16 protein-coding genes are annotated in these 21,768 nt (G+C 63.2%); 13 read left to right on the top strand and 3 right to left on the bottom strand.

Features of this window, described 5'->3' with window-relative positions; all coding sequences use genetic code 11:
- The first annotated feature begins 70 nt into the window (after positions 1–70).
- From D5687_RS09410 to mnmC, 7 genes are all read left to right on the top strand, one after another.
- Positions 71–559, top strand: coding sequence for a hypothetical protein (locus D5687_RS09410; protein WP_125199524.1), 489 nt, complete (start codon positions 71–73; stop codon positions 557–559).
- A gap of 95 nt (positions 560–654) precedes the next feature.
- On the top strand, positions 655–957 hold the full coding sequence (locus D5687_RS11295) for a hypothetical protein (protein WP_158611845.1): 303 nt from the start codon (positions 655–657) through the stop codon (positions 955–957).
- Between the two features lie 79 nt (positions 958–1,036).
- Positions 1,037–2,791 (top strand): ThiF family adenylyltransferase, encoded by a 1,755-nt coding sequence (locus D5687_RS09405; protein WP_158611844.1) that lies wholly within the window; start codon positions 1,037–1,039, stop codon positions 2,789–2,791.
- Between the two features lie 44 nt (positions 2,792–2,835).
- Positions 2,836–3,309, top strand: coding sequence for a Mov34/MPN/PAD-1 family protein (locus D5687_RS09400; RefSeq protein ID WP_158611843.1), 474 nt, complete (start codon positions 2,836–2,838; stop codon positions 3,307–3,309).
- A gap of 12 nt (positions 3,310–3,321) precedes the next feature.
- Positions 3,322–4,041: a hypothetical protein gene (locus tag D5687_RS09395; RefSeq protein ID WP_125199521.1), complete on the top strand. Its 720-nt coding sequence runs from the start codon at positions 3,322–3,324 to the stop codon at positions 4,039–4,041.
- Between the two features lie 274 nt (positions 4,042–4,315).
- Complete coding sequence (locus D5687_RS09390; protein ID WP_125199520.1) at positions 4,316–5,599, top strand: hypothetical protein; 1,284 nt, start codon at positions 4,316–4,318, stop codon at positions 5,597–5,599.
- A 205-nt stretch (positions 5,600–5,804) separates the two neighbouring features.
- Positions 5,805–7,763, top strand: coding sequence for an FAD-dependent 5-carboxymethylaminomethyl-2-thiouridine(34) oxidoreductase MnmC (mnmC, locus tag D5687_RS09385; protein WP_158611842.1), 1,959 nt, complete (start codon positions 5,805–5,807; stop codon positions 7,761–7,763).
- 41 nt (positions 7,764–7,804) lie between these two features.
- On the opposite strand, the gene D5687_RS09380 is transcribed toward mnmC, so the two are convergent.
- Together D5687_RS09380 and D5687_RS09375 are read right to left on the bottom strand one after the other, a co-directional pair.
- Positions 7,805–10,657 (bottom strand): valine--tRNA ligase, encoded by a 2,853-nt coding sequence (locus D5687_RS09380; RefSeq protein WP_125199518.1) that lies wholly within the window; start codon positions 10,655–10,657, stop codon positions 7,805–7,807.
- A gap of 68 nt (positions 10,658–10,725) precedes the next feature.
- Complete coding sequence (locus tag D5687_RS09375; protein ID WP_125199517.1) at positions 10,726–11,169, bottom strand: DNA polymerase III subunit chi; 444 nt, start codon at positions 11,167–11,169, stop codon at positions 10,726–10,728.
- Positions 11,170–11,408: 239 nt separating this feature from the next.
- Here D5687_RS09375 and D5687_RS09370 point away from each other — a divergent pair, with 239 nt between their 5' ends.
- Positions 11,409–12,329, top strand: a complete 921-nt coding sequence (locus D5687_RS09370; RefSeq protein ID WP_158611841.1) for a lysylphosphatidylglycerol synthase transmembrane domain-containing protein — start codon at positions 11,409–11,411, stop codon at positions 12,327–12,329.
- On the opposite strand, the gene D5687_RS09365 is transcribed toward D5687_RS09370, so the two are convergent.
- Positions 12,304–15,885 (bottom strand): EAL domain-containing protein, encoded by a 3,582-nt coding sequence (locus D5687_RS09365; RefSeq protein ID WP_158611840.1) that lies wholly within the window; start codon positions 15,883–15,885, stop codon positions 12,304–12,306. The genes D5687_RS09370 and D5687_RS09365 overlap by 26 nt on opposite strands.
- A 457-nt stretch (positions 15,886–16,342) precedes the next feature.
- Between D5687_RS09365 and D5687_RS09360 the strand changes: the two genes are divergently transcribed.
- From D5687_RS09360 to prmC, 5 genes are all read left to right on the top strand, one after another.
- The gene (locus D5687_RS09360; RefSeq protein WP_125199514.1) at positions 16,343–17,401 is read left to right on the top strand and encodes a glycosyltransferase family 2 protein; all 1,059 of its coding nucleotides are present in this window, start codon (positions 16,343–16,345) and stop codon (positions 17,399–17,401) included.
- Positions 17,398–18,246 (top strand): phosphatase PAP2 family protein, encoded by an 849-nt coding sequence (locus tag D5687_RS09355; protein ID WP_125199513.1) that lies wholly within the window; start codon positions 17,398–17,400, stop codon positions 18,244–18,246. Before D5687_RS09360 ends, D5687_RS09355 begins: the two co-directional genes overlap by 4 nt.
- Before the next feature lie 51 nt (positions 18,247–18,297).
- Entirely contained in the window at positions 18,298–19,626 is a 1,329-nt protein-coding gene (hemA, locus tag D5687_RS09350) for a glutamyl-tRNA reductase (RefSeq protein ID WP_125199512.1), read from the top strand.
- Positions 19,627–19,707: 81 nt separating this feature from the next.
- Positions 19,708–20,799: a peptide chain release factor 1 gene (gene prfA, locus D5687_RS09345; RefSeq protein WP_125199511.1), complete on the top strand. Its 1,092-nt coding sequence runs from the start codon at positions 19,708–19,710 to the stop codon at positions 20,797–20,799.
- Positions 20,796–21,692, top strand: coding sequence for a peptide chain release factor N(5)-glutamine methyltransferase (gene prmC, locus D5687_RS09340; protein WP_240031473.1), 897 nt, complete (start codon positions 20,796–20,798; stop codon positions 21,690–21,692). The genes prfA and prmC overlap by 4 nt, the downstream gene beginning before the upstream one ends.
- The last annotated feature ends 76 nt before the right edge of the window (positions 21,693–21,768 follow it).

Raw genomic sequence — 21,768 nt, 5'->3', positions numbered from 1 at the left:
CGAGAAGCGCTATTTCAACCGGCTCGCGAGTGTCTAGAAAACCGGGGGCGATTCAGTTGATGTGATTGTCGTGACCGATCTTGATGCCGAAGAAAATTCACCCGCTGAGGTGTTGGAGCGTTTCAAGCGGAGGCTCGAGGAATACTATCCAGGCAAATGCGAGCTGCAAGGCCGTTCAGTCGGCATCGAGTTGTCCTATGTTGATCTGGATGTCGTGGTTACCAGTGCGCCGTCAGAAGCAGCAAAGCAGGCGGCTCAATCAGACCTGGTGCGCAACGATTCTTTCCTTGACGAAGACCTCAACTGGAGTGGGCTGGCCACGATACTCGAGGCAGGCGCGGGAGAAGGAAAACGCTGGAAGTCCGAACCGCTACAGATCCCTGATCGAGAGACACAGGAATGGCAGCGAACAGACCCATTGGCGCAGATCGCTGTTGCCGCGGAAAAAAACCAAGCCTGCAACAGGCATTTCGTGAATGTCGTGAAGGCACTCAAGTGGTGGCGGGTCGGCCACGAAGAATTGCCGAAGTATCCAAAGGATACCCGTTCGAGCGCCTGATTACCGAGTGCTGTCCGGATGGAATCGACTCCATTGCTGAGGGGGTCACTTTGACACTGGAGAGCTTTGTCGATCGGTACAGACACTACGTTGACATGGACAGCGTGCCGGAGCTTCCTGACTACGGGGTTCCTGAGCACGATGTGCTAAAGCGAGTCGAGTTCGCAGACTTCGAGAAGCTCTTCAAGGCTGTCGAAGAGGCCGCGTCCAAGGCGCGTGCCGCCCTCGACGAACAGGACAAAAACGCAAGTGTTTGCTTGTGGCGTGACCTGTTCGGGGGAAAGTTTCCAGAGCCTCCAGGTGGGTCCAAAAAGCAAGGCAGCGGCGATAATGGCCCGAGCACCGGCTTCACTGAGCCGACGAGCAGCAGTAACCCGGGTCGAAAGCGTTTTGCGTGAACCACCTGAAGCATTGCGTGCAGCACGGAGGTCTTTAGACGGGCTAACAGGCGTCCGGGAACTATCGTCTTGGGAGCCCTTGCCGGCTGATACGAAACGATGGGCTCTCCATTTTGTCGTGGACACTGGCCTCGAGACCACGGGATTTGTGCCTAACCCGTCGGCTTGGTTCGTCACTGCGGATGATAGCTATCCGCTCGGTTCCATCTATGTCTATCCCGCTGCCGAGAACAGCATCACAGCGACGTTCCCCCACATGGCACTGAATGGTCCGCCAAAAGGCCAGCTGAAGTTCCGAACCGGCCACCTCTGTGTGACAGCCCCGGATGCAGTATTTGGTCGGTTCGGTAGTGCTGTCGAACCGCTTGATGAGCATGCCCGGCTCGAATGGCATGTGGGGCGAACTGTAGAGTGGGTGAAGGCGGCAGCTAACGACAAGCTCCTGGGAGATGGAGACCCCTATGAGTTTCCTGTATTCCCCGTTGCCGACACCGGTCGGAAGCCTGGTGAAGTTGTCCGCGTGGCATTCCAGGAAAATGCGAGTCGGTTAGCGGAGTGGAACAAATGCGGCGAGATTTATGGGCTGGTTCCGTTGCACCCAGTGGCCCACCGCCAGAATGTTCGGGCAGTTGGCAACTTCGAGGATGGCGGTGGCCACACTTTGCTACCTGTGTCCTGGGGGCGAGCAGTTGATATCCGGAACAAGAACGCTCAGTGGGCAGCATGGCTTCGTCTACCACATCCGCCCGTGGGGATGCCATGGGAGGCTCCAAGAACGTGGGCGCATCTGGGAACGATCTGCCGCCATTTGGGGGTGGATTTTGATGCCTTTACAGACCAACTCTCGCGCGGTGGGCGGCACAAGAAAATAGATTTTGTGCTAGTTGGATTCCCGATTCCGGAATATGTCGGCGCTGAGCCTGTTCAGATGGCGTGGAAGGCAGCTCGGCTCCCGCAACCCGTTTCGAGAAAAATGCGTGGCGTTTCCGGGTTTCGTACTGGCCCGTCGCAACTGCGTTCGCAGGTGCAACTAACCGTCTCCGGAAATAACCCGATCAACTGGCAACCGACGGAAAATTGGGAGACGCAGATTCTGAATGCGCGGGGAGCGTTTGATCAGGCTCTGGGCGAGACCCGCATGCTAGTGATCGGCGCTGGGGCTGTTGGCTCAAAGGTTGCCGAGACCCTGGCTCGTGGGGGCTGTGAGAGCCTTACGATTGCTGACGCGGATGTGCTGGAGGCGGGAAATATGCGCCGCCACGCCTTGACGTTGTCGCACGTGGGTCAGGGCAAGGCCCACGCGATGGCCGATCGTTTGAACCGGATCTCGCCATATATGAATGCGGTCGCGTTTCCCGGCGCATTGCCTCCGGCCGGTGAAGGGTTGGCGCGACTTTTGAGGAACCATGACCTCGTGCTCGATATGACCGCCGAAGATTCGGTCTTGGCATCGTTGGCCAGTTACGCCGATGGCAAGCGGCGGGAATTTATCTCCATATCAACGGGATACGAGGCTCGCCGGTTATTCTTTTTTGCACACAAAGGCGACAACTTTCCAGTCAACGACTTCCATGTTGCTATGGAGCCTTGGATTGAGCGGGAAGGCGCCGAACATTCGGCTCCAGATGGGGGTCGAGGGGGCGTACGTGATGCCCCGGGCTGTTGGCATCCACTATTTCCAGCCCGAGACGATGCCCTGCAGATCCTCGCTGGCGCCGCTGTCCGGATGGTCGAACGGTTCCATATTGGCGAACTCGATCCTGGGCTTCATGTGCTTGAATTAAAGGATGACCCAAAAACCGGGGCTCCAACGCTTGTCTCCGCTGTCCCATGACCACAACTTCACAGACATATGGTGGTAGAGGCTACCTAGTTCACTTGCCTGAGGCGGTCATCGATACGCTGCGTGGCCAAGCGGTCAGCGCCGGGCGAAGGGAGACTGGCGGGATACTGATTGGCTACTACCGGAACGGTGAAGCTATTATTACTGAAGTAACTTCGCCACCCCCGGATTCCAAGAGTGGTTGGTTCAGATTTGAGCGTGGCACAAGAGGCGTGAAGTCCTATCTGGAGGAGAAGTGGGCGGCGGATCCCCGGGAGTTCTACCTGGGCGAGTGGCATTCGCACCCAACTCAGCAAGCGCGCCCAAGCAGCACTGATCATCGGCAAATGCAGCAGATTTCAAATGATCCAGACATTGATTGTTCTCAACCAATCCTGATCGTCGTCGCCGGCCAGGCGAAGCCTCTGCCGGAGTTCAGTGTCGGCGTCTATGACGGCGCGAGTGATGTCCCTGCAGTGCTAAAACAACAGACAGATCTGGCACACAGAGGAAGCGACTACGGGAGCTGAAAGGAGGGCGGGATGGCTCATGCTCTAGTTGTGAAAGCTGGTGATTACGTATCTCATGCGCACAGTGGCGAGAGCTTCCAAGTCAAAGGCTTTGAGTTCTGGGGTGTGGTTGGCGTTAAGCCATCTGCGCATCGAAGCTTGGGGGTTCCTATTGACGAAATTGTTGATTCAGAGGGCCGGTCCCTAGCTCCGGGTTTTAATTACCTGATGTACGCCAAGCGTGTTTCTGGGTCGAGCTACTTGGTTCTGGACAAGGATTCTCAACGTGATGATTGGGATATTGGGCTGAAGGGGCTTGGTGATGCGCGCATCGGACGGAATCGGCTGATGCGTGACTATCGCAAAACCTTGTATAGAGAAACCTCACATGTCTTTGGAGACCGCCCACCAGAGGTTGTGATTTCTGTTGGGGATGAGGTCAGGATGCGTCGAGATGTGTCTTCGTATGACGGTCAGGATGGTGGCGGCGTGATCGAAATGGTTGGCCGCAAAGGCGTGGTTGAGGAAGTATCGACGGGAAGGATTACATTGAAGGTGGATTTTTCTGGACGCGTCAAGGAATACCAAGTCTATAGATTTGCCGACAAAACTGGGTCAGTTCTTGAGCGAGGGTGGCATTATGAATGCGACATCGAAGATGGGGTGTTTGGGGCCAAGCCTGTTAGAAAGAATTACGATCTTCGAATAAGCGTGACCGGCAATTTTCGAGGACGGAACGTCTTTGGTATATAAACTTGGTCCAGTTATCGGGGTAATTAAGCGCTTGCGCTGTTTTCCTATACATGGCGATGCGTTCCCTGTGGGTTACATAGATCTTGCGTTGCTGTGCGCCCAATTAAGGGGTGGGTGGCCGGTTAAATCAGATGCAGAGCCATTTGTCTTGAGACTGAGTTCTTGTGGTTGGTTTCGCGTATTTCCAATTAGAGGTTGGAACAACCTTCCTAACAGATGATTGGTATGCATCTAAACAATAATCTGATGCGTCCGGGTGCCGAGGTATGTGAAGATGATTTGCTATCCAGCAGATGTAAACGAGCAGGAAATCTTAGCGGTCAACGACTACTGGGCATTCTCCACCGGCACCATTTCAGGTTTCCGGTACACGATAGACAGGATAGATCGTTATTATCGTTCGGATGATGTCCGCCGCACACGTCCAGTCAGTGTCTTGGCTAGAAAGTCATCTTTTGTCGGTGATCACCCAGCGTTCGAGTGCTCGTCGTGTCGTAAAAAAATTCCCGCGGAAAATCGTCAGGATTATATTAAAAAAACGAGAATTTATGCGCATGGGGTTTGTCCGCCCTGTTTAGAAGCGCAGATGAAGGAGCTTCACGACGACGCTCGAGAGACCTTGCGGGGATTCCTTGAGGTAGAGCTTCAGCCCGAGCCGTATTTAGCCAGTCTTGACATTATTGATACGCTGTCTTTATTAACCATATTGACGGAATACTCAAACGATGGACCATTCATAGCATCGTCCCCAGATGATCTCATTATAACTGGGATTGATGCTGTCGATCGGGCGCTCTTTTCTTCCTTATGCTCAAAGGGGGCGCTGACTTACATATCGGAACTTCCAGTCGAAGTCTCTCGGGCGAACTCAGTACTTTTTGGTGAATTGGATAGACTAACCTACCTGCGGGGGGCGCGAGGTGGAGGGGCTGTCTACAGGCCAGAGGGCGCTGTTTCGAAAGGGGTCTATTTGAATCCTTTGGATTTGGACGGCGTCATTCATTCTTCAGGGTTGGAGTCTGTCTTTTTCCAACGTCTGCAAGAAATACAATGCTCGGAGGCTGAAGACTCAGGTGTGCGGCGGATAATCCATCAGGTTCAGCTCATGAAACTCTATGCGCTTGTTCAGGATGTCGCTGCCGAACATCGGTTAGAAGTTGCGCCCTCAAATAAGCTTCGGTCCCTTTTGGAGCATTTGGCGAATAATTATCCACCACTGAATGTGCATTTCTGTTTCCGAGTGAAAGCACGCGAGGTTGTCATTTACCTACATACTGACAATCCCCCTCAGTACAGGGTAAAGCATTTGTTTGCAAAGTTTGTCGGGGACTACATTCAGCAGATAGAAAGCAAAGGGTGGGATTTGAAGAAAATATGGACTATTCCGCCAAGCGTTGAGGCATCGCCCTTCGAGGCACTTTTTTCTCGTCTATTTTTAGATGAGGATTTCAATTGGGATCGCCTTTCTGCGCAAAAGGTATTCTCGACTTGGCAAGACCGTTGCGGCTTACGGACGGTGGAGGGGGGGATGACGATTGGCGATGACGCTGGCTTGTGATCATGTCAAAAGATGCTCCGCGTTATGTCAAATTTTCCATGGATTTGCGACAATATCATTTGACATTCCGAGAGAGCCCGAGGGGGGCATCAGAATTGGATCAGACGTATGTCAAAAGTGATAGAAGATGTGTGTAGGCGTTGTGGGAGCACCGGGCCCACCCGCACCGGCGCCGCATCGTGATCACCCAACTGCCCGAGCGGCAATGAGCCTGATCGAGGGTGGCTGGCCGCTGAAGCCGGCCGAGCTTTCCTGGCGTGAGAATGGCGCCCCGTACGGCGAGACATTGGGTGGTCTGGACTTTTCCCAGGTGAGCGGTTTTGCCGAGAGTGATCATGTCTTTCTCGCCGGCAATGACCTTCACGCACGCTTTGCTCAGGGGCGGGGGAACCGCATCCTCGAGACCGGTTTCGGCACGGGTGGCAATTTCCTCGCCACCGCGTTGCGGTTCCTGGAAGTGGCGCCGCCGGAGGCCACTCTCGATTTCGTCAGCCTGGAGCCGCACCCCGTCGCGACCGGTGATCTGCCGCGTCTGGCGGTTGTGCTGCAACGCGCGGCGCGGCAGTGGCTTGCCGCGCACCCGCGGTTCTCGGCAGGGGCCGACGAACGTTTCGTTGACCTGCAGTCGGCGCTACACGCGCAGTGGCCCGACCCCGTGCCCGGGTTTCATCGGCGCCTGTTCGCAGGTGGGCGTATCCGCCTGACCATGATCTGGGGCGACCCCGGCGTCCAGTTCCCGCGCATTGACGGCTGTTTCGATGCCTTCTATCTGGATGGGGTCAACCCCGGTCGCTATCCCGAGCCGTGGCAGGAGCAGCTGATCGCGCAGCTGGATCGGCTATCTGCCCTGGGGGCGACCGCCGCCGCGGACGATGCGACGCCATCGGTGCGTGAGGCGCTGGTCGCGGCCGGTTTCTCTGCCCAGCAGCGTCCGGGCTTCGTCCCCCACGAAGACATGCTCATTGCCCGTCGTGACGACGGGCAGGGCAACAATGCCGCGGCCTCGACCCGGGCCGATGGGCCCATCGCCGTCCTGGGTGCCGGGATGGCCGGGACCACGACGGCCCGGTCGCTTGCCCGACGGGGGCGCGAGGTCGTGGTGTTCGAGGCCGGTTCCCGGCCTGCCGGTGGCGGCTCGGGCAACCCGGCCGGCTTGGTGGCCCCGGTGATCAGTCGCGACTGGAACCGCCTGTCGCAACTGACCGCGACCGGCATGGGCTTCATGCGCGCCGAACTGGGTGAGCTGGTCGACGGGGAGACGGCTACGTTCGACGGCGTGATCAAGCTTGGGCGCAGCGAGCGGCATGTCGCGCGCCAAGCCGGGATTGCCGCGGAACTGCAGCCGGATCCGGGCTTCGCTCAGTGGTGTGAGGCCACCTCGTTGCGCGGGCTGACCGGTGTCACCGATATCGACTCCCCCGGCTGGTACTTCCCGACGGCCGGCTGGCTTCGTCCACGCGAGGTCATTGCCCACTGGCTCGCCACCCCCTGTATCGAGACGCGACTCGATCGGCCGGTGCGGCGTCTGCTTGGGGAGACGGGCGCGTGGTATGTGCAGACGGCCGATGGTCTGACGCACGGGCCGTTTGCCGAGGTGATCGTGGCGGCCGGCCCGTCAAGCGGGGCCCTGATCGAGACACTGGCACCGTGGATCGAGCCATGTCGGGGGCAGGTCAGCTGGGGGGCGCATGGGAGTGAGCGATCCGACCATGCTCCGGTGAGTGGTCGCCCCCTGATGCGCGAGGGCTATGCGCTCGACCTGCCGAGTGGCGAGCGCCTGTTCGGGGCGAGCTTCCTCCCCGGCGATACCGAGCTTATGGTCCGGGACGTCGAGCACGAGGAGAACCGGCAACGGCTTGCCGCCATCGCCCCCTCACTCGACGCGCAGCTGTCCACCGGTGCCCTGCAGGGACGCGCCTCCTTGCGTGCCACGACGCCGGACCGCCTGCCGATCGTGGGTCGGGTAGCCGACGGGCTGTGGGTATCGACCGGACATGGCGCCCGTGGCCTCACCTGGTCGGCTTGGCTCGCCGAGTTTCTCGCGTCGCAAATCGAGCAAACCCCGTCGCCGTTGCCGCGGGACCTCGCCGACGGCCTGTGCCCGCAACGCTTCGACGAACGTGCCGCTCGCAAGCAGGCACGCCGCGGCGGACGGTCCGGCTAAAACCGAGCGATGGGATCAGTTGGTCCGATCAGTGGGCCCGATCAGTCAGCCAGGCGGCGAATGCGTTCGCGCTGGGCGGCCAGTTCCTCGAGCTCGGCCTCGAAGCTTGCCAGTCGCTCGCGTTCCTGGTTGACCACGGCCTGGGGTGCACGTTCGACGAAGTTGGCGTTCGACAATTTGCCGCGCGCCTTCTCGATCTGCTTCTCGATGCCCTCGACCGCCTTGTTCAGGCGCTCGAGCTCCGCGGTAACGTCGATCAGGCCAGCCAGCGGGATGTGCACCTGCATCTTGCCCACCAGTGCCATCGCGGATTCCGGCAATTCGCCGTCGAGTTCCTCGATCGACTCGATTCGCGCGACCGTGGTCAGCAGCGGTTCGAGCTCGCGGATGCGCGCCACGTCGAGGTCACTTGCCTCGCTGACCAGGACCGGCAGCGGCTTGCCTGGTGCGATGTCCATCTCCGCGCGGATGCGGCGCACGCCGAGGATGAAGCCCTGCAACCAGTCGATAGCCTCGCGCGCCTCGGGGTCGTGCTTCGACTCATCGGCGACCGGGAAGGGCGCGGTCATGATGGTGTCGTCATCTGTGCGCTTGGTGCCGGCCAGCGGGGCAACCCGTTGCCAGATGGTCTCGGTGATGAACGGGATGAACGGGTGCAGCAGGCGGAGCAGGGTCTCTAGTACCCGCACCAGCGTGCGGCGGGTGCCTCGCTTCGCCGCCTCGTCGCCATGCTTGATGGCCGGCTTGGAAAGCTCGAGGTACCAGTCGCAGTAGGTGCTCCAGGTGAAGTCGTAAAGCGCCTGGGCGGCGAGATCGAAGCGGTAGGTTTCCAGGTGCTTGGTAACCGTGGCCTCGCAGGTCTGCAGTTCGCCGATGATCCAGCGGTCGGCGGTGCCTAGCGTGACCGGGGCGTCACCCAGGCCCGTGTCCTCGCCTTCGCACTGCATCAGGACGAAGCGACTGGCGTTCCAGAGCTTGTTGCAGAAGTTGCGGTAGCCCTTGACCCGCTCGAGGTCGAAGCTGATGTCGCGCCCGGTCGTCGCCTGGGCGGCGAAGGTGAACCGCAGCGCGTCGGTGCCGTGCTCCTCGATACCGTCGGGGAACTCATCGCGGGTCTGTTTTTCGATCTGCTTGGCTTTCTTCGGCTGCATCAGCCCGGTGGTACGTTTCTCCACCAGCGCTTCCAGATCGATACCATCGATGATGTCGATCGGGTCAAGTACGTTGCCCTTGGACTTGGACATCTTCTGGCCATGCGCATCGCGGACCAGACCATGCACGTAGACCTCGCGGAACGGCACGTCACCGCCGAAGTACTTGCCCATCATCACCATCCGGGCGACCCAGAAGAAGATGATGTCAAAGCCGGTGACCAGCACGCTGGTGGGGTAGAAGCGTTCGAGTTCGGCAGTCTGCTCGGGCCAGCCCAGCGTGGAGAACGGCCACAGCGCCGAGGAGAACCAGGTGTCGAGCACGTCCTCGTCCTGGGTCAGTTCCTCGTCGGGGCCGATCTCGTACTTGGCCCGCACCTCAGCCTCGTCGCGACCGACGAAGATATTGCCGTCTGCGTCGAACCACGCCGGAATGCGGTGGCCCCACCACAGTTGCCGGCTGATGCACCAGTCCTGAATGTTCTCCAGCCACTGGAAGTAGGTGTTCTCCCAGTTGCCGGGCACGAAGCGGATGTCGCCCGAGCGCACGGCATCAATCGCCGGTTCGGTGATCGCCTTTTTGCCGCCCGGCTTGCCGGTGACCGTCTCATCGCGGGTGAGATCGACGAACCACTGGTCGGTCAGCAGCGGCTCGATCACCGTGCCGCTGCGATCGCCGCGCGGCACCATCAGCTTGTGGTCGTCGATCTGGACCAGCAGCCCCTCCGCCTCGAGATCGGCCACGATCTGGCGACGGGCCTCGAAGCGATCCAACCCGCGGTAGCGCTCCGGCAGGTGCGGGTCGACGTCACGGGCCGCGTCACCGACGCATTCGGCCGCCTCGCGGATGGTGGCGGTCTCGGTCAGTACGTTGAGCATCGGCAGGTCGTGGCGCTGGCCGATGGCGTAGTCGTTGAAGTCGTGCGCCGGGGTGATCTTGACGCAACCCGAACCGAACTCGGGGTCGACGTAATCGTCGCTGATGATCGGAATGTGCCGGCCGACCAGCGGCAGGGTGATGGTCTCGCCGATCAGGTGCTTGTAGCGCTCGTCCTCCGGGTGGACGGCCACGGCCGAGTCGCCCAGCATGGTTTCCGGACGGGTGGTGGCGACCACCAGGTGGCCCTCGCCGTTGCTCAGCGGGTAGCGCATGTGCCACAGGTGACCCTTCTCCTCCTCGCTGACCACCTCGAGGTCGGAAACGGCGGTGCGCAGCACCGGGTCCCAGTTGACCAGCCGCTTGCCGCGGTAGATCAAGCCGTCCTCGTACAGGCGGACGAACACCTCGCGTACGGCCTCGGACAGGCCCTCGTCCATGGTGAAGCGCTCGCGTGACCAGTCGCAGGAGGCGCCCAGGCGCTTCATCTGCTCGGTGATAAAGCCGCCCGATTGCTCCTTCCACTCCCAGACCTTGTCCAGGAACTTTTCCCGACCGATGTCGTGGCGTGAAACCCCTTCGGATTCCAGCCGGCGCTCGACCACCATCTGCGTGGCGATGCCGGCGTGGTCGGTACCCGGCTGCCACAGCGTGGCCTCGCCTCGCATGCGATGCCAGCGAGTCAGCGTGTCCATCAGGGTGTCCTGGAAGGCATGGCCCATGTGCAGGCGGCCGGTGACGTTCGGCGGCGGCAGCATGATGCAGTAGGCGCCCTCAGCCTGCATGTCCGGACGGAATCGGTCACCGTCCATCCAGCGTTGGTAGCAGTCCTGTTCGATCTGTCGGGGGTCGTAAGTCTTGTCCATGCCGTTATTCAGGTTCGCTTGTCGTCGGGTCGGGAGGTCGGTTCGGGGCCGCCGGGAAGGTTTCGGGTTTACTCGTCGCTGGGGCGGACCGACTCGACGCGATGATGGTCGATGGTCGCGCCGGCGCTCTTATATTGGCGCCAGCGGGCACGGGCGTCCGCGCGTGGCTGTTCGCCGGCGGGAATGACCTCGTCGATGTGCTCGCGGTCGGTCGGGCGCGGAATCGGGGTGCCGGTGAGATTGATCACCCGGGCGAAGCCGCCGGCTTCCGGGTCGCAGCCGATGAAGATCGGGGCGTGGTCCGCGTCTTCCGGGTCGGCGGTGTGCGGCACGAAGCGGTCGTCACGGTAGGACCAGAGGTAGTCGTCGAAGCCTTCGACGTGGGCGAGACTGGCGCAGACCACGTACGTAGGGCGCTGTGATTCGGCCTGCTCGGCGCAGAGTTCGGCGGCAAAATACCAGAAGGCATCCTCGGCCGGGTCGTCGATCAGGTGGAATACAATCTCGCTCATCTGGGCCTTCGGGCGTGGTCGATGTCCGGGTTGGGGTGTGCTGCGACGCTGGCGATCAGTCGGTATGCTGCCCGCCGGATACTGGTAACCGGGGCCGCCGACGCCCACGCCACGGAGCAAACGAGCATTATGCCCAATTACCCCATGTCGCCCAAGGCGATCGGCCCAGAAATCGGCCTAGCGATAGCCCACCGGAGCGTTATGACACCCCCTAATTTCTACGGCTTTTCGAGGGCATCGTGAGATCGATCAAGACACGTCTGTTGGCCATCGTCAGCTGGGCTGCCGTGCTGCTGGTGCTGGGATTGGCGATCGTCTGGGTAGGGCCTGAGCGCCTGATCGCCCCCTGGCGGTCGATCGACCCATGTGCGCTGCTGGTGGCGCTAGTGCTGATGGTGGCCAGTTACCTCATTCGGACCCTGCGCATCACCCGCTATTTCCCGGGCCGGCTTGCCGGCCATTTCTGGTCGGCCTTCCGTCTGTCGAGCTGGCACAACCTGATGAATAACCTGCTGCCGATGCGCTCCGGTGAGTTGGCGTTTCCGGTTTTGATGCAGCGCTATTACCGACTGTCTCCCCTGGAGAGCGTGCCGGTGCTGTTCTGGTTCCGTCTGCTCGACCTGCAGGTGGTGTTGCTGATCGGCCTGGCGGCCGGCGGGCATCTGCTTGGTCTTTCTGCCGGGGTCCTGGGCCTGCTGTTCGTCTTGCTTCTGCTTGCCCCGGTGGCTGCCTACGCTCTGCGCCATTGGCTGCACGGGATGCTTGCCCGGCGGGATGGCCGGCTGGCGAAAAAGGGCGTGACGATGCTCGCGAGCCTGCCCGATCGGCCAACGCGATTGCTCGGCACGCTTTTCTGGACCTGGGCGAACTGGCTGGTCAAGTTGGCCGCGCTGGGCTGGGTCTTGGCCGCCCTGGCTCCGGTGGGTTTCGCCGCGGGCGTGCTCGGGGCGATCGGCGGGGATCTGACCACGGTGTTGCCCGTGCATGCCCCGGGCGGCTTTGGCACCTACGAGGCCGGAGTGGCGCTCCTGCTAGCCCCACTGGTCGACGAGCCACGCACCGTGTTGGCGGCGGCGGTGAATCTTCACCTGTTCGTGCTGGGCACTGCGCTGCTTGCCGCGGCATTGGCGCTGTTCATTCCTCGTCCGTCGCCGCGCTGACCTCGTCGGCCGCCGTGTCTCGGATCAACTGATCGAGGGTGCCCATGTAACCTTGCAACCGGGCCTCGAAGGCCTCGCCCGGCACGGTCCCGTCGTGGAATTCCTGCAGCAGTGACAGGATGCCGGTGGCCAGATGGCGATGCCGGTCGAGGTTCTCCGTTGCCCACCAGGCCGCCGCGGCACGTAGCTGATGATGGCGCTTGGATTGTTCCAGGTGGGCCCGTCCCAGTGAGCGCAGCCCCCAAAGCGCGGCCATGGCGCCCAGTGCTGTGCGTGGCCTGGCCGGGTTGATCACGAAATCGAAGCGCGTCATCCAGCCGGTCAGGGCGGTTCGACGCATCGGGCGGGCAATGGCGTAGCCCTGACCCAGCTGCCCGCCGAGCAGGGCGGTGGCCTCGATCAGGTCGGGTGTTTCCAGACCCTCGACTACGGTGCGCAACTCCAGGGCCTGCGCCATCTGGATCATCGAGGCGATGAAGGTCAGGACCCGGCCGGGTTCGTGCTGGGCCGCGCGCACCATGCCCTGGTCGATCTTGACCGTGTTGAAGGGGAGGCTGCGCAGCCGCAACAGGTTGTTGTAGCCCGAGCCCAGATCGTCCATCGCCAGGTTCACCCCCAGCTCGCCGATGCGCTGCATGGGGCTGGCCAGATCGCCCGGCTCGAAGCCGGTGTCGCCCTGTTCAAGCAATTCGAGCGTGATGCGATGGGGGCTTACCGCGTGGCGGTCGAGCGCCGCGCGCACGTGTCCCGGCGTGGCCGGATCCATCAGTACACTCACCGGCAGGTTGATGGCGACCGACAGCGACGGCCCGTGGCGTGCCTCGATGTCTCGCAGACAGGCCAGGGACTGGTCGAGACCCAGCTCGAACAGGCGCATTACCTGACCGTCGTTGAGCCAGGGGATGAACATGTTCGGCAGGATGACCTCGCCGTCGGGCAGGTACAACCTTGCCAGGGCCTCGAGCGTGGTCAGTCGACCCGTCTGCACATCGATGACCGGTTGGTAGACCATCTCCAACCCATCGTCGTAGAAGGCCTGCCGCCAGCGATCGTAATCGCCCTTGGCATACAGCAGGGCGGCCGGACTGCGGATCTGTCGCCAGGCCTGACTGACCAGCGCCATCAACTGGCCGGTAAAACCCTGCAACGTCGAGCTCGTGAACATCCCGGGGATGCGTCCATACAGGCAAATCACGGCGATGGGCTGGTCGCGGTTGTCGAGGATCGGGATCGCCACGCAACTGCGAATCCCCAGGGCTTCGGCCTGAACCGACCACGGGGCTCCGGCGGGATCGTCGATCGTATTGTCCATGGTGACGACACGCGCCTGCCGGTAGGCGACCGAGACCGGATGTGCCGACTCTGGGCGTCTGAGGTCGAGCGTGGCGTGGCCATCGGGCTCATCGGTCGGCCGGGTGAAGAGGTCGGTGCCCTCGGCGTAGTTGGCGACGAAGCGACCATCGGCATTGGGCGAGAGGATTGCCACCCCGTGAATGCCGGGTAGCCCGGTCAGCGTGTCCAGCAGGTGCTCGTTGAAATCCGGCCAGTTATGCTCGTTGCGGCGGCGATCATCGATGGTCACCAGGGCGGTATGGAACTCGTCGTCGACCGCCTGACCCGCGGCGAGCTGGTGGGAAAGCTCCATGCTCAACCGTTCGGTAAAGACGCGTTCAAGCCGGTTCTGGTGACGCTGATTGACGTGGGCGCGATTGAAGGTCTCGTTGAACTCGTGCATGTACACGGTGATCGCGCGGACCAGGTCACTGGGCGAAACCCCCGCCAGCGCGTGTACGTGCCCGACCTGGCGGGCCCGATTGATATGCACTTCCTCGCTCAGATCGGGATCGAGCAGGAAGCCAAGATGTCGGGCCTGCTGTGCCCTGAGCTCGTGGAACTCCCGAGGCGACAGGTGGCCGAGCACGTTGCGTATCGACTCCAGCCGGGACAGCTCGGCGTAGAAACGCTCGATGAACTCGTCGCTCAAGGGGGCGACGTCCGACTGAATCCGTTCGAGTAGCATCTTTGCGGCGGGGCCATAGGCGGGCACCGACTCGGACATCTCGGGGAGATCCTCGCCCCGCCGGGTCGTTTCCCGCTCCCAGATCACCCAGTCCTGCAGCCGAATCGACTTGCTGTTCTTGGCCGCGTACAGCGCGGCGTCGGCATTGCGGATCAGTTGTTCCGGCGCGCTGTCGTCGAGTGGGTAGCGGGTGACCCCGATCGAGCCGTTGGCGTGCACCTCGACACCATCTTCCAGAATGATCGGCTGTCGGATGGTGGTGGCGATGCGATCGAGTACCCGCGCCAGGCCCGCGTCGTCTTCGATATCTTCCAGGATCAGCAGGAACTCGTCGCCACCCAGTCGGGCAGCTGTATCGGTGTCACGAATTGCGCCCTTGAGGCGGGCGGCGAGCGTCATCAGCATCTCGTCGCCGGCGGAGTGCCCGAACCGGTCGTTGATGGGCTTGAAATCGTCGAGGTCCAGTAGGGCGACGGCGAGCATTTGCTGGTGACGGTCCGCTCGCGCCAGCGCCTTGGGCAACTCGGCGTCGACGGCGCGGCGATTGGACAGGTTGGTCAGCGGGTCGTGATACGCGAGATAGGTGTTGCGCTGCTGTTCCTCGTCGAGGCGGTCGCGCAGGTCGAGCTGTTCGAGGCTGCGATTGACCAGTTCACCCAGGTGCATCAGCACCTCGCTCACCTGCTGGTCGAGGTCCGATTCGGCTGCCGCGATCACCACCAGGAAGGCCCAGAGTCGGCCGTTCCGTGACAACGGAACCAGGGCGGCGAGCGGTGGCGTGTCGAACCAGTTCAACTGCGCGAAGGGTGCGGCGATACGCTCGTCGATCACCAGACGACGGCCGGCATCGACCAGCGCATGGGCGTGGCGAATGCCGTCTTCCAGGGTGCGTTTCACCTCCGGGTTCGGCCGGTCGACGATCTCGCTGTCACCCCCGATGGCAATCGGGGTGATGCCGTGTTCGGCCGGGGCGACCCAGGCCCCCAGAAACAGGCCGGTTTCCACCAGCTGCGTGCACACGACCTCGAGCATGCGTTGTTCGTCGTCGGCCAGGATCAGGGTGTCGATCTGGGCGAGCAGCGACTGCATCAGTGCCTGGTCGCGCTCTAGCCGTTCAATGCGCTGGCGCTGGCGGTTCTTGAGCAGGGCGGCATCCGGTTGCGTGCTGGCAAACACGTGCTCGATGCTACGGCGCAGACTGGAGAGCGTCGTCTTGTCGGGGAGGGTCTCGACGATCTCGATGGCCCAGTAGCCGGGCGTGCCATCTGCCGGCCCGAGTGCCTGCAGGAGGAGGCGCTCCTCGATGTCCTCGAACGCGCCGATCGGATCGCCGCCTGCATCCGGCTCCGGCAGCAGGGCACGGTCGAAATCGCTGCTCGCGGCCAGCAGGCGGCCTTCCTCGCTGAGGAACACCGCGCTGCGCGACAGAGCGGGGTAACAGGCGGCAATCGTTTCGAGCAGGGTGCCAATCGCCTCGTCGCGAGGCAGTCGATCGCCCAACGAACGGGCCAGGGACTCGAGTCGTTCCGGTGTCATCGGATAGCTCCCCGACGGGGATGCGTTGCCGCTCGTTGGCACATCCATTGGCGGGGAGTTTGCCCCGTCGGCGGCGGAGTCGGTTGGCGGTAAGCTGCCGTTCGAGGGAGGGGTTGGCGGTGGCTCATGTGGTTCAGAGGATCAAGCCGTCACGGGTTGGGGTCAAGTCGGTGGATGTCGTGTAGTGGTAGGCATCGGCAGCACTTTCGGCCCGGATCCGAGCCAGGTCATCCGGGGGTGGTGCCACCTCCGTGGTGGCGGTCGCTGGCGTTCCTGCCGTACACTGCCGGCGTTTTGTCGATACCGCCTTCCTGGGCGGAATCGATGATCCCCGGTTGCCGTCCTTGCCATGTTTCGGGTCGATCGGCATCCGGTGAGTTCAGGCGCTCATTTCGCCGCGCGTTTCAAACCGTCACGCGTTGCCAAGATCACGCGTTACCACGGGGTGTCCTACGTCATGACAACGACCGCTCAGCTCGCCGCGCCGCTTTCCATCGTCGTGCCGATGTTCAACGAACAGGAGAACGTCTCGCCGTTGGTTGAGCGGGTCCACGAGGCCTTGGCCGAGTATACCGGAGCGTGGGAGCTGCTGCTGGTCGACGACGGATCGTCAGATGCCACGGTCGCCCGGATCCGCGCGGCGCGCAAGGCCTTCGGTTCGCACGTCCGCCCGGTGCCGCTGACACGCAACTTCGGCCAGACCGCCGCCATGCAGGCCGGCATCGATCTGGCCCGCGGCGAGGTGATCGTGACCATGGACGGCGATCTGCAGAATGACCCGATCGACATCCCGCGCATGGTTGACCGGCTGCTGCGCGAGGACCTGGACCTGGTTGCCGGCTGGCGGCGGGATCGCAAGGACAACTGGGTCCGCAAGGTACCGTCGTGGTTGGCCAACCGTCTGATTCGCCGGCTGACCGGCGTCAACCTGCACGACTACGGCTGCAGCCTGAAGGTTTTCCGCGCCGACGTGATCAAGGGTGTGCGCCTTTACGGCGAGATGCATCGGTTTATCCCGGCCTGGCTCGCCACGCAGACCGCCCCCAGCCAGATCGCCGAGGAAGTGGTCACGCATCATCCGCGCACCGCGGGTAACTCCAAGTACGGCTTGTCGCGCACCTTCCGCGTGATCATTGACCTGATCAGCGTCTACTTCTTCATGCGCTTCTCGGCGCGGCCGGCGCACTTCTTCGGCCTGCTGGGTACCGGCTTTGGTCTGCTGGGCGGGCTGGGGATGTTCTACCTGTTGATCGAGAAGGTCCTGGGACACGATATCGGTGACCGGCCTCTGCTGCTGGTCTCGATCCTGTTCATCCTGATCGGGGTGCAGATGCTGACCACCGGCGTGCTCTCCGAGATGCTGTCCCGGACCTACTACGAGTCGCGCGACGTGCGCACCTACCACCTGCCGGCACGCTTTGACCTGGCGGGCGAGAACGATGCCTTTCGCATGCCGGCGGACGGCAAGGGCCGCGAGGCAACCGATTCTGTTTCTGCCGAGGGGGACCCGGCATGACCACGCATACCGCCTTTCGTCGTGACCCGGCCCCGGCCAGCCAGCTGGTGCTGGCCTTCGTGCTGACCGCCGGCGTCCTGCTGGCGGGCGTGTTCGCCTGGCCGGGTGCCCGCGAGTCCCTGTTTCATGTCTTCAACGCGCTGGGTGGCATCGAATCGACCCAGCCGTTCTGGGCCGGCATCAATGCTTTGGCTGACACCTGGCTGACCCTGGGGTTGATGCTGCCGTTCGTGCTTTGGCGGCCGCGGTTGGCGATCCTGCTGCTGTTCGCCGCGATCGTCGCCACCGTGATCACCCACAGCCTCAAGCCCCTTCTCGACGAGCTTCGTCCCCCGGGCGTGCTCGACGCCGATGCCTTCAATCTGATCGGACACTCGATCCGCTCCGAGGCGTTTCCGTCCGGGCACACGGTGACCGCGTTTACCTTCGCCGGCTTGCTCATCCTGGGATTGCGTCCGCGTTGGCCTTGGGTGGCGCTGCTGCTGGCACTCGCCTCGATCATGGGTATCTCGCGCATGGTGGCCGGTGTGCACTGGCCGACCGACGTCCTGGCCGGGGCGGTCGTCGGGTTGGTGTCGGTGGCGTTGGCCGTCTGGCTGGTCAACCGTTGGCCGGCGGCCCGTCACGCCCGCTGGCCGGTGCCCGTGGCGGTGTTCGTCTGTGCGGTGTGCGCCCTGGGGGCGCCCTGGGTCGACGTCGGTTATCCGCAGGGTGCGTGGGCCAATTGGATGGTCGCGCTGATCGGTGTTGTCGCCCTGTTTCTCGGCACGTTGCGGTACTGGCCGGGGCGAATGAGCCGGTCACTGGATCGTCGCTTGGGTCGGCTGGGGTCGCGGGGACGCTGATGGCTGTCGCGGGGATCGTCAAAACCGGGTCTGCGAGGCTATAATTCCGCCATGTCACTGATCGCCTTCGGGGTTAACCACAAGACCGCACCGGTGGACGTGCGCGAGCGCATCGCGTTCGGCCCCGAGCGTGTGCACAACGCCCTCCAGGAATTGCTAGGCGACGGCGGCGCGCGCGAGGCGGCGATCGTCTCGACCTGCAACCGCACCGAGATCTACACCCACGCCGAGTGCGTCACCGACGAGCTGGTCGAGTGGCTGGCGACGTTCCACCAGATGTCGCCCGAGGCGCTGGCCCCCTACGTTTATGCCCATACCGACGAATCGGCCATTCGCCACCTGATGCGGGTGGCCTGCGGGCTGGATTCGATGGTGCTGGGCGAGCCGCAGATCCTCGGCCAGATCAAGGACGCGTTCACCCTGGCGCAGGACGCCAATGCCCTCGGCCCGATCCTGGGTCGCCTGTTTCAGAACACCTTCGCCGTGGCCAAGCAGGTGCGCACCGACACGCAGATCGGCGCCTCGCCAGTCTCGGTCGCCTTCGCGGCGGTCAGCCTGGCCCGGCAGATCTTCGGCTCGCTCGAGGAAAAGACCGCCCTGCTGATCGGCGCGGGCGAGACCATCGAGCTGTGTGCCCGGCACCTGCAGTCGGCGGGGCTGTCGAGAGTGATCGTCGCCAACCGCTCGATCGAGCGGGCCCACATGCTCGCCGAGCAGTATGACGGCAGCGCGATCGGCCTGGGCGACATCCCGGCCCACCTTCACCGCGCCGACATCGTCATCTCCTCGACCGCCAGTTCCCTGCCGGTACTCGGCAAGGGGGCGGTCGAGCAGGCGATTCGCGAGCGCAAGCGTCGGCCGATCTTCATGGTCGACATCGCCGTGCCGCGCGACATCGAGCCGCAGGTCGGCAATCTCCAGGACGTCTATCTCTACACGGTCGACGACCTCAAGACGGTCATCGACGAGGGTCAGCGCAGCCGGCGTGAGGCGGCCGAGCAGGCCGAGGAGATCATCGATGTTCAGGTCGAGCATTTCCTGCAATGGGTGCAGTTGCAGACCGGCGCGGAACTGATCCGCAATTACCGCCGGCGTGCCGAGGACATGCGCGACGAGACGCTGGCCCGGGCACGCTCGATGATCGAATCCGGACGCGACCCGCAGGAGGCGCTCGACTACCTCGCGCGTACGCTCACCAATCGCCTGATCCACCAGCCGACCGTGGTGCTGCGCCAGGCCTGCGTCAGTGGGGATCTTGCCACGGTGCAGAGCGTCTCCCACGTGGTGGGTCTCGACGAGGACGCCGAAACAATCGCCCAGCGCGCGTTGCCTGTCGGCCAATGGGGCAACCGCAACCCGAACGACGACCGCGAGCGCTAGCTGATTCCCTTCGCCCGCTATCTGGCCGGGCCGCGCTCCATTCCCTGATCGTTCCGCTCACTTTTCGTACCCGAATCTTTTATGCATAACGCCCTGGTCGCCCGGCTCGACAGCCTGGTCGAACGTTTCGAGGAAATCACCGCACTGCTCGCCGATCCCGACGTGATCGCCGACCAGGCGCGCTTCCAGCGCCTGTCGCGTGAATACGCCCGGCTCGAGGCGCTGGTGAAGAACGTCGAGACCTATCGTCGCACCGAGCGGGAGCTCGCGGAGGCGCGCAGCCTGGTCGAAGGGGATGACCCCGACATGGCCGAGATGGCCCGCGAGGAACTGGCCGATCTGGAAGCACGATACGCCGACCTTGACTCCGAGATCGAGCGCCAGTTGCTGCCGGAGGATCCGAACGACGAGGGCGACGTGTTCCTCGAGATCCGCGCCGGCGCGGGCGGTGACGAGGCGGCGATCTTTGCCGGTGACCTGTTCCGCATGTACGGCCGCTTCGCCGAATCCCAGGGCTGGAAGGTCGAGGTGCTGTCGGCCTCGGAAGGCGAGCACGGTGGATACCGCGAGTTGATCTCGCGGGTCAGCGGTGATGGTGTCTACTCGTGGCTCAAGTTTGAGTCGGGCGCCCACCGCGTGCAGCGTGTGCCGGTCACCGAGACCCAGGGTCGTATCCACACCTCGGCGGCGACGGTGGCCGTCATGCCGGTTATTCCCGCGGCCGACGCCCCCGAGATCAACGCCAACGACCTGCGGGTCGATACTTTCCGCGCCTCGGGGGCCGGCGGTCAGCACGTCAACAAGACCGATTCGGCGATCCGCATCACCCACCTGCCGAGCGGCACGGTTGTCGAGTGCCAGGAAGAGCGCTCGCAGCACAAGAACCGGGCGCGTGCCATGGATCTGCTGGCAGCGAAACTCGCCGACGAGGCGCGCCGCGAGCAGGCCGAGGCGACGGCTGCCAACCGCAAGGCCCTGGTCGGCAGTGGCGATCGCTCCGATCGCATCCGCACCTACAACTTCCCGCAGGGGCGCGTGACCGACCACCGTATCAACCTCACGCTCCATCAACTCGACAAGATCCTGGCCGACGATCTGGCCCAGGTGGTGGTGCCGTTGCGCCAAGCCGATCAGGCCGCGCAGCTCGAGGCGTTGGCCCAGGAAGGCACGTGACTCAAGCCGTGAACCCGGCATCCCCCGACGAGTGCCTCGATGTCGTGCTGCGACGCTGCGGTGAACGGATCATGGCGGGGCGCGGCTGCGACCGGGCCGAAGCCTTGTTCGAGGCGCGCCTGCTGGCCGGCTTCGTCACCGGCCTGGATACCACCGCGCTGATGCTGCAAGGCGATCGACCGACCGAAGCCGGCGTCCGCGACCGGCTGGAGGCACTCTGCGAGCGGCGTGCTGCCGGTGAGCCGGTCGCCTACCTGGTCGGCGAGCGCGGCTTCTGGCAATACCGCTTCCGCGCCGCGCCCGGGGTGCTGATTCCCCGGCCGGACACCGAGATCCTGGTCGAATGGGCCCTCGAATTGCTGCCCCGGTCCTCGCCCGCTCGGGTGCTGGACCTGGGCACGGGCAGCGGGGCGATCGCACTGTCGATCGCCGCCGAGCGGCCGGACGCCGAGGTGCATGCCGTCGACCGCAGCGAGGTGGCGATTCGTCTGACGGCCCGCAATCGCGAGTTTCTGGCCGAGCAGGGCGCCCCCGTGAAAGTGCGCTTGTGGCAGGGCGACTGGCTCGAGGCGGTTGCCCCGGCCTCGGTCGACCTGATCGTCAGCAACCCGCCTTACATCGCCGCCGACGATCCGCATCTCGCCGAAGGCGACGTGCGCCACGAGCCGGTCGAAGCCCTGGTGGCCGACGAGGAGGGGCTGGCCGACTACCGGCGGATCATCATCCAGGCCCGTCCGGTGCTGCGCTCGGGGGGGTGGGTGCTGCTCGAGCACGGATTCGAGCAGGCCCAGGCGGTTAGTGGGCTGCTCGAACAAGCGGGATTCGATGCGGTCGATACGCGCCGGGACGTTGCCGGACACCCCCGCGTCACTGCCGGGCGGCGCCCGGACTGATGCCGGTCGTCGGGCGGAACGCCGTTCTTGGTTCGCCCTGCCAACTGCGCTAGTCTTGAACCGTACAGGGCGGAAG

It is taken from the genome of Guyparkeria sp. SCN-R1 (assembly GCF_003932495.1).
Classification (GTDB): Bacteria; Pseudomonadota; Gammaproteobacteria; order Halothiobacillales; family Halothiobacillaceae; genus Guyparkeria.
Note: the sequence above shows the minus strand (reverse complement) of the source record. Positions and strands in the feature narration are given on the sequence as shown.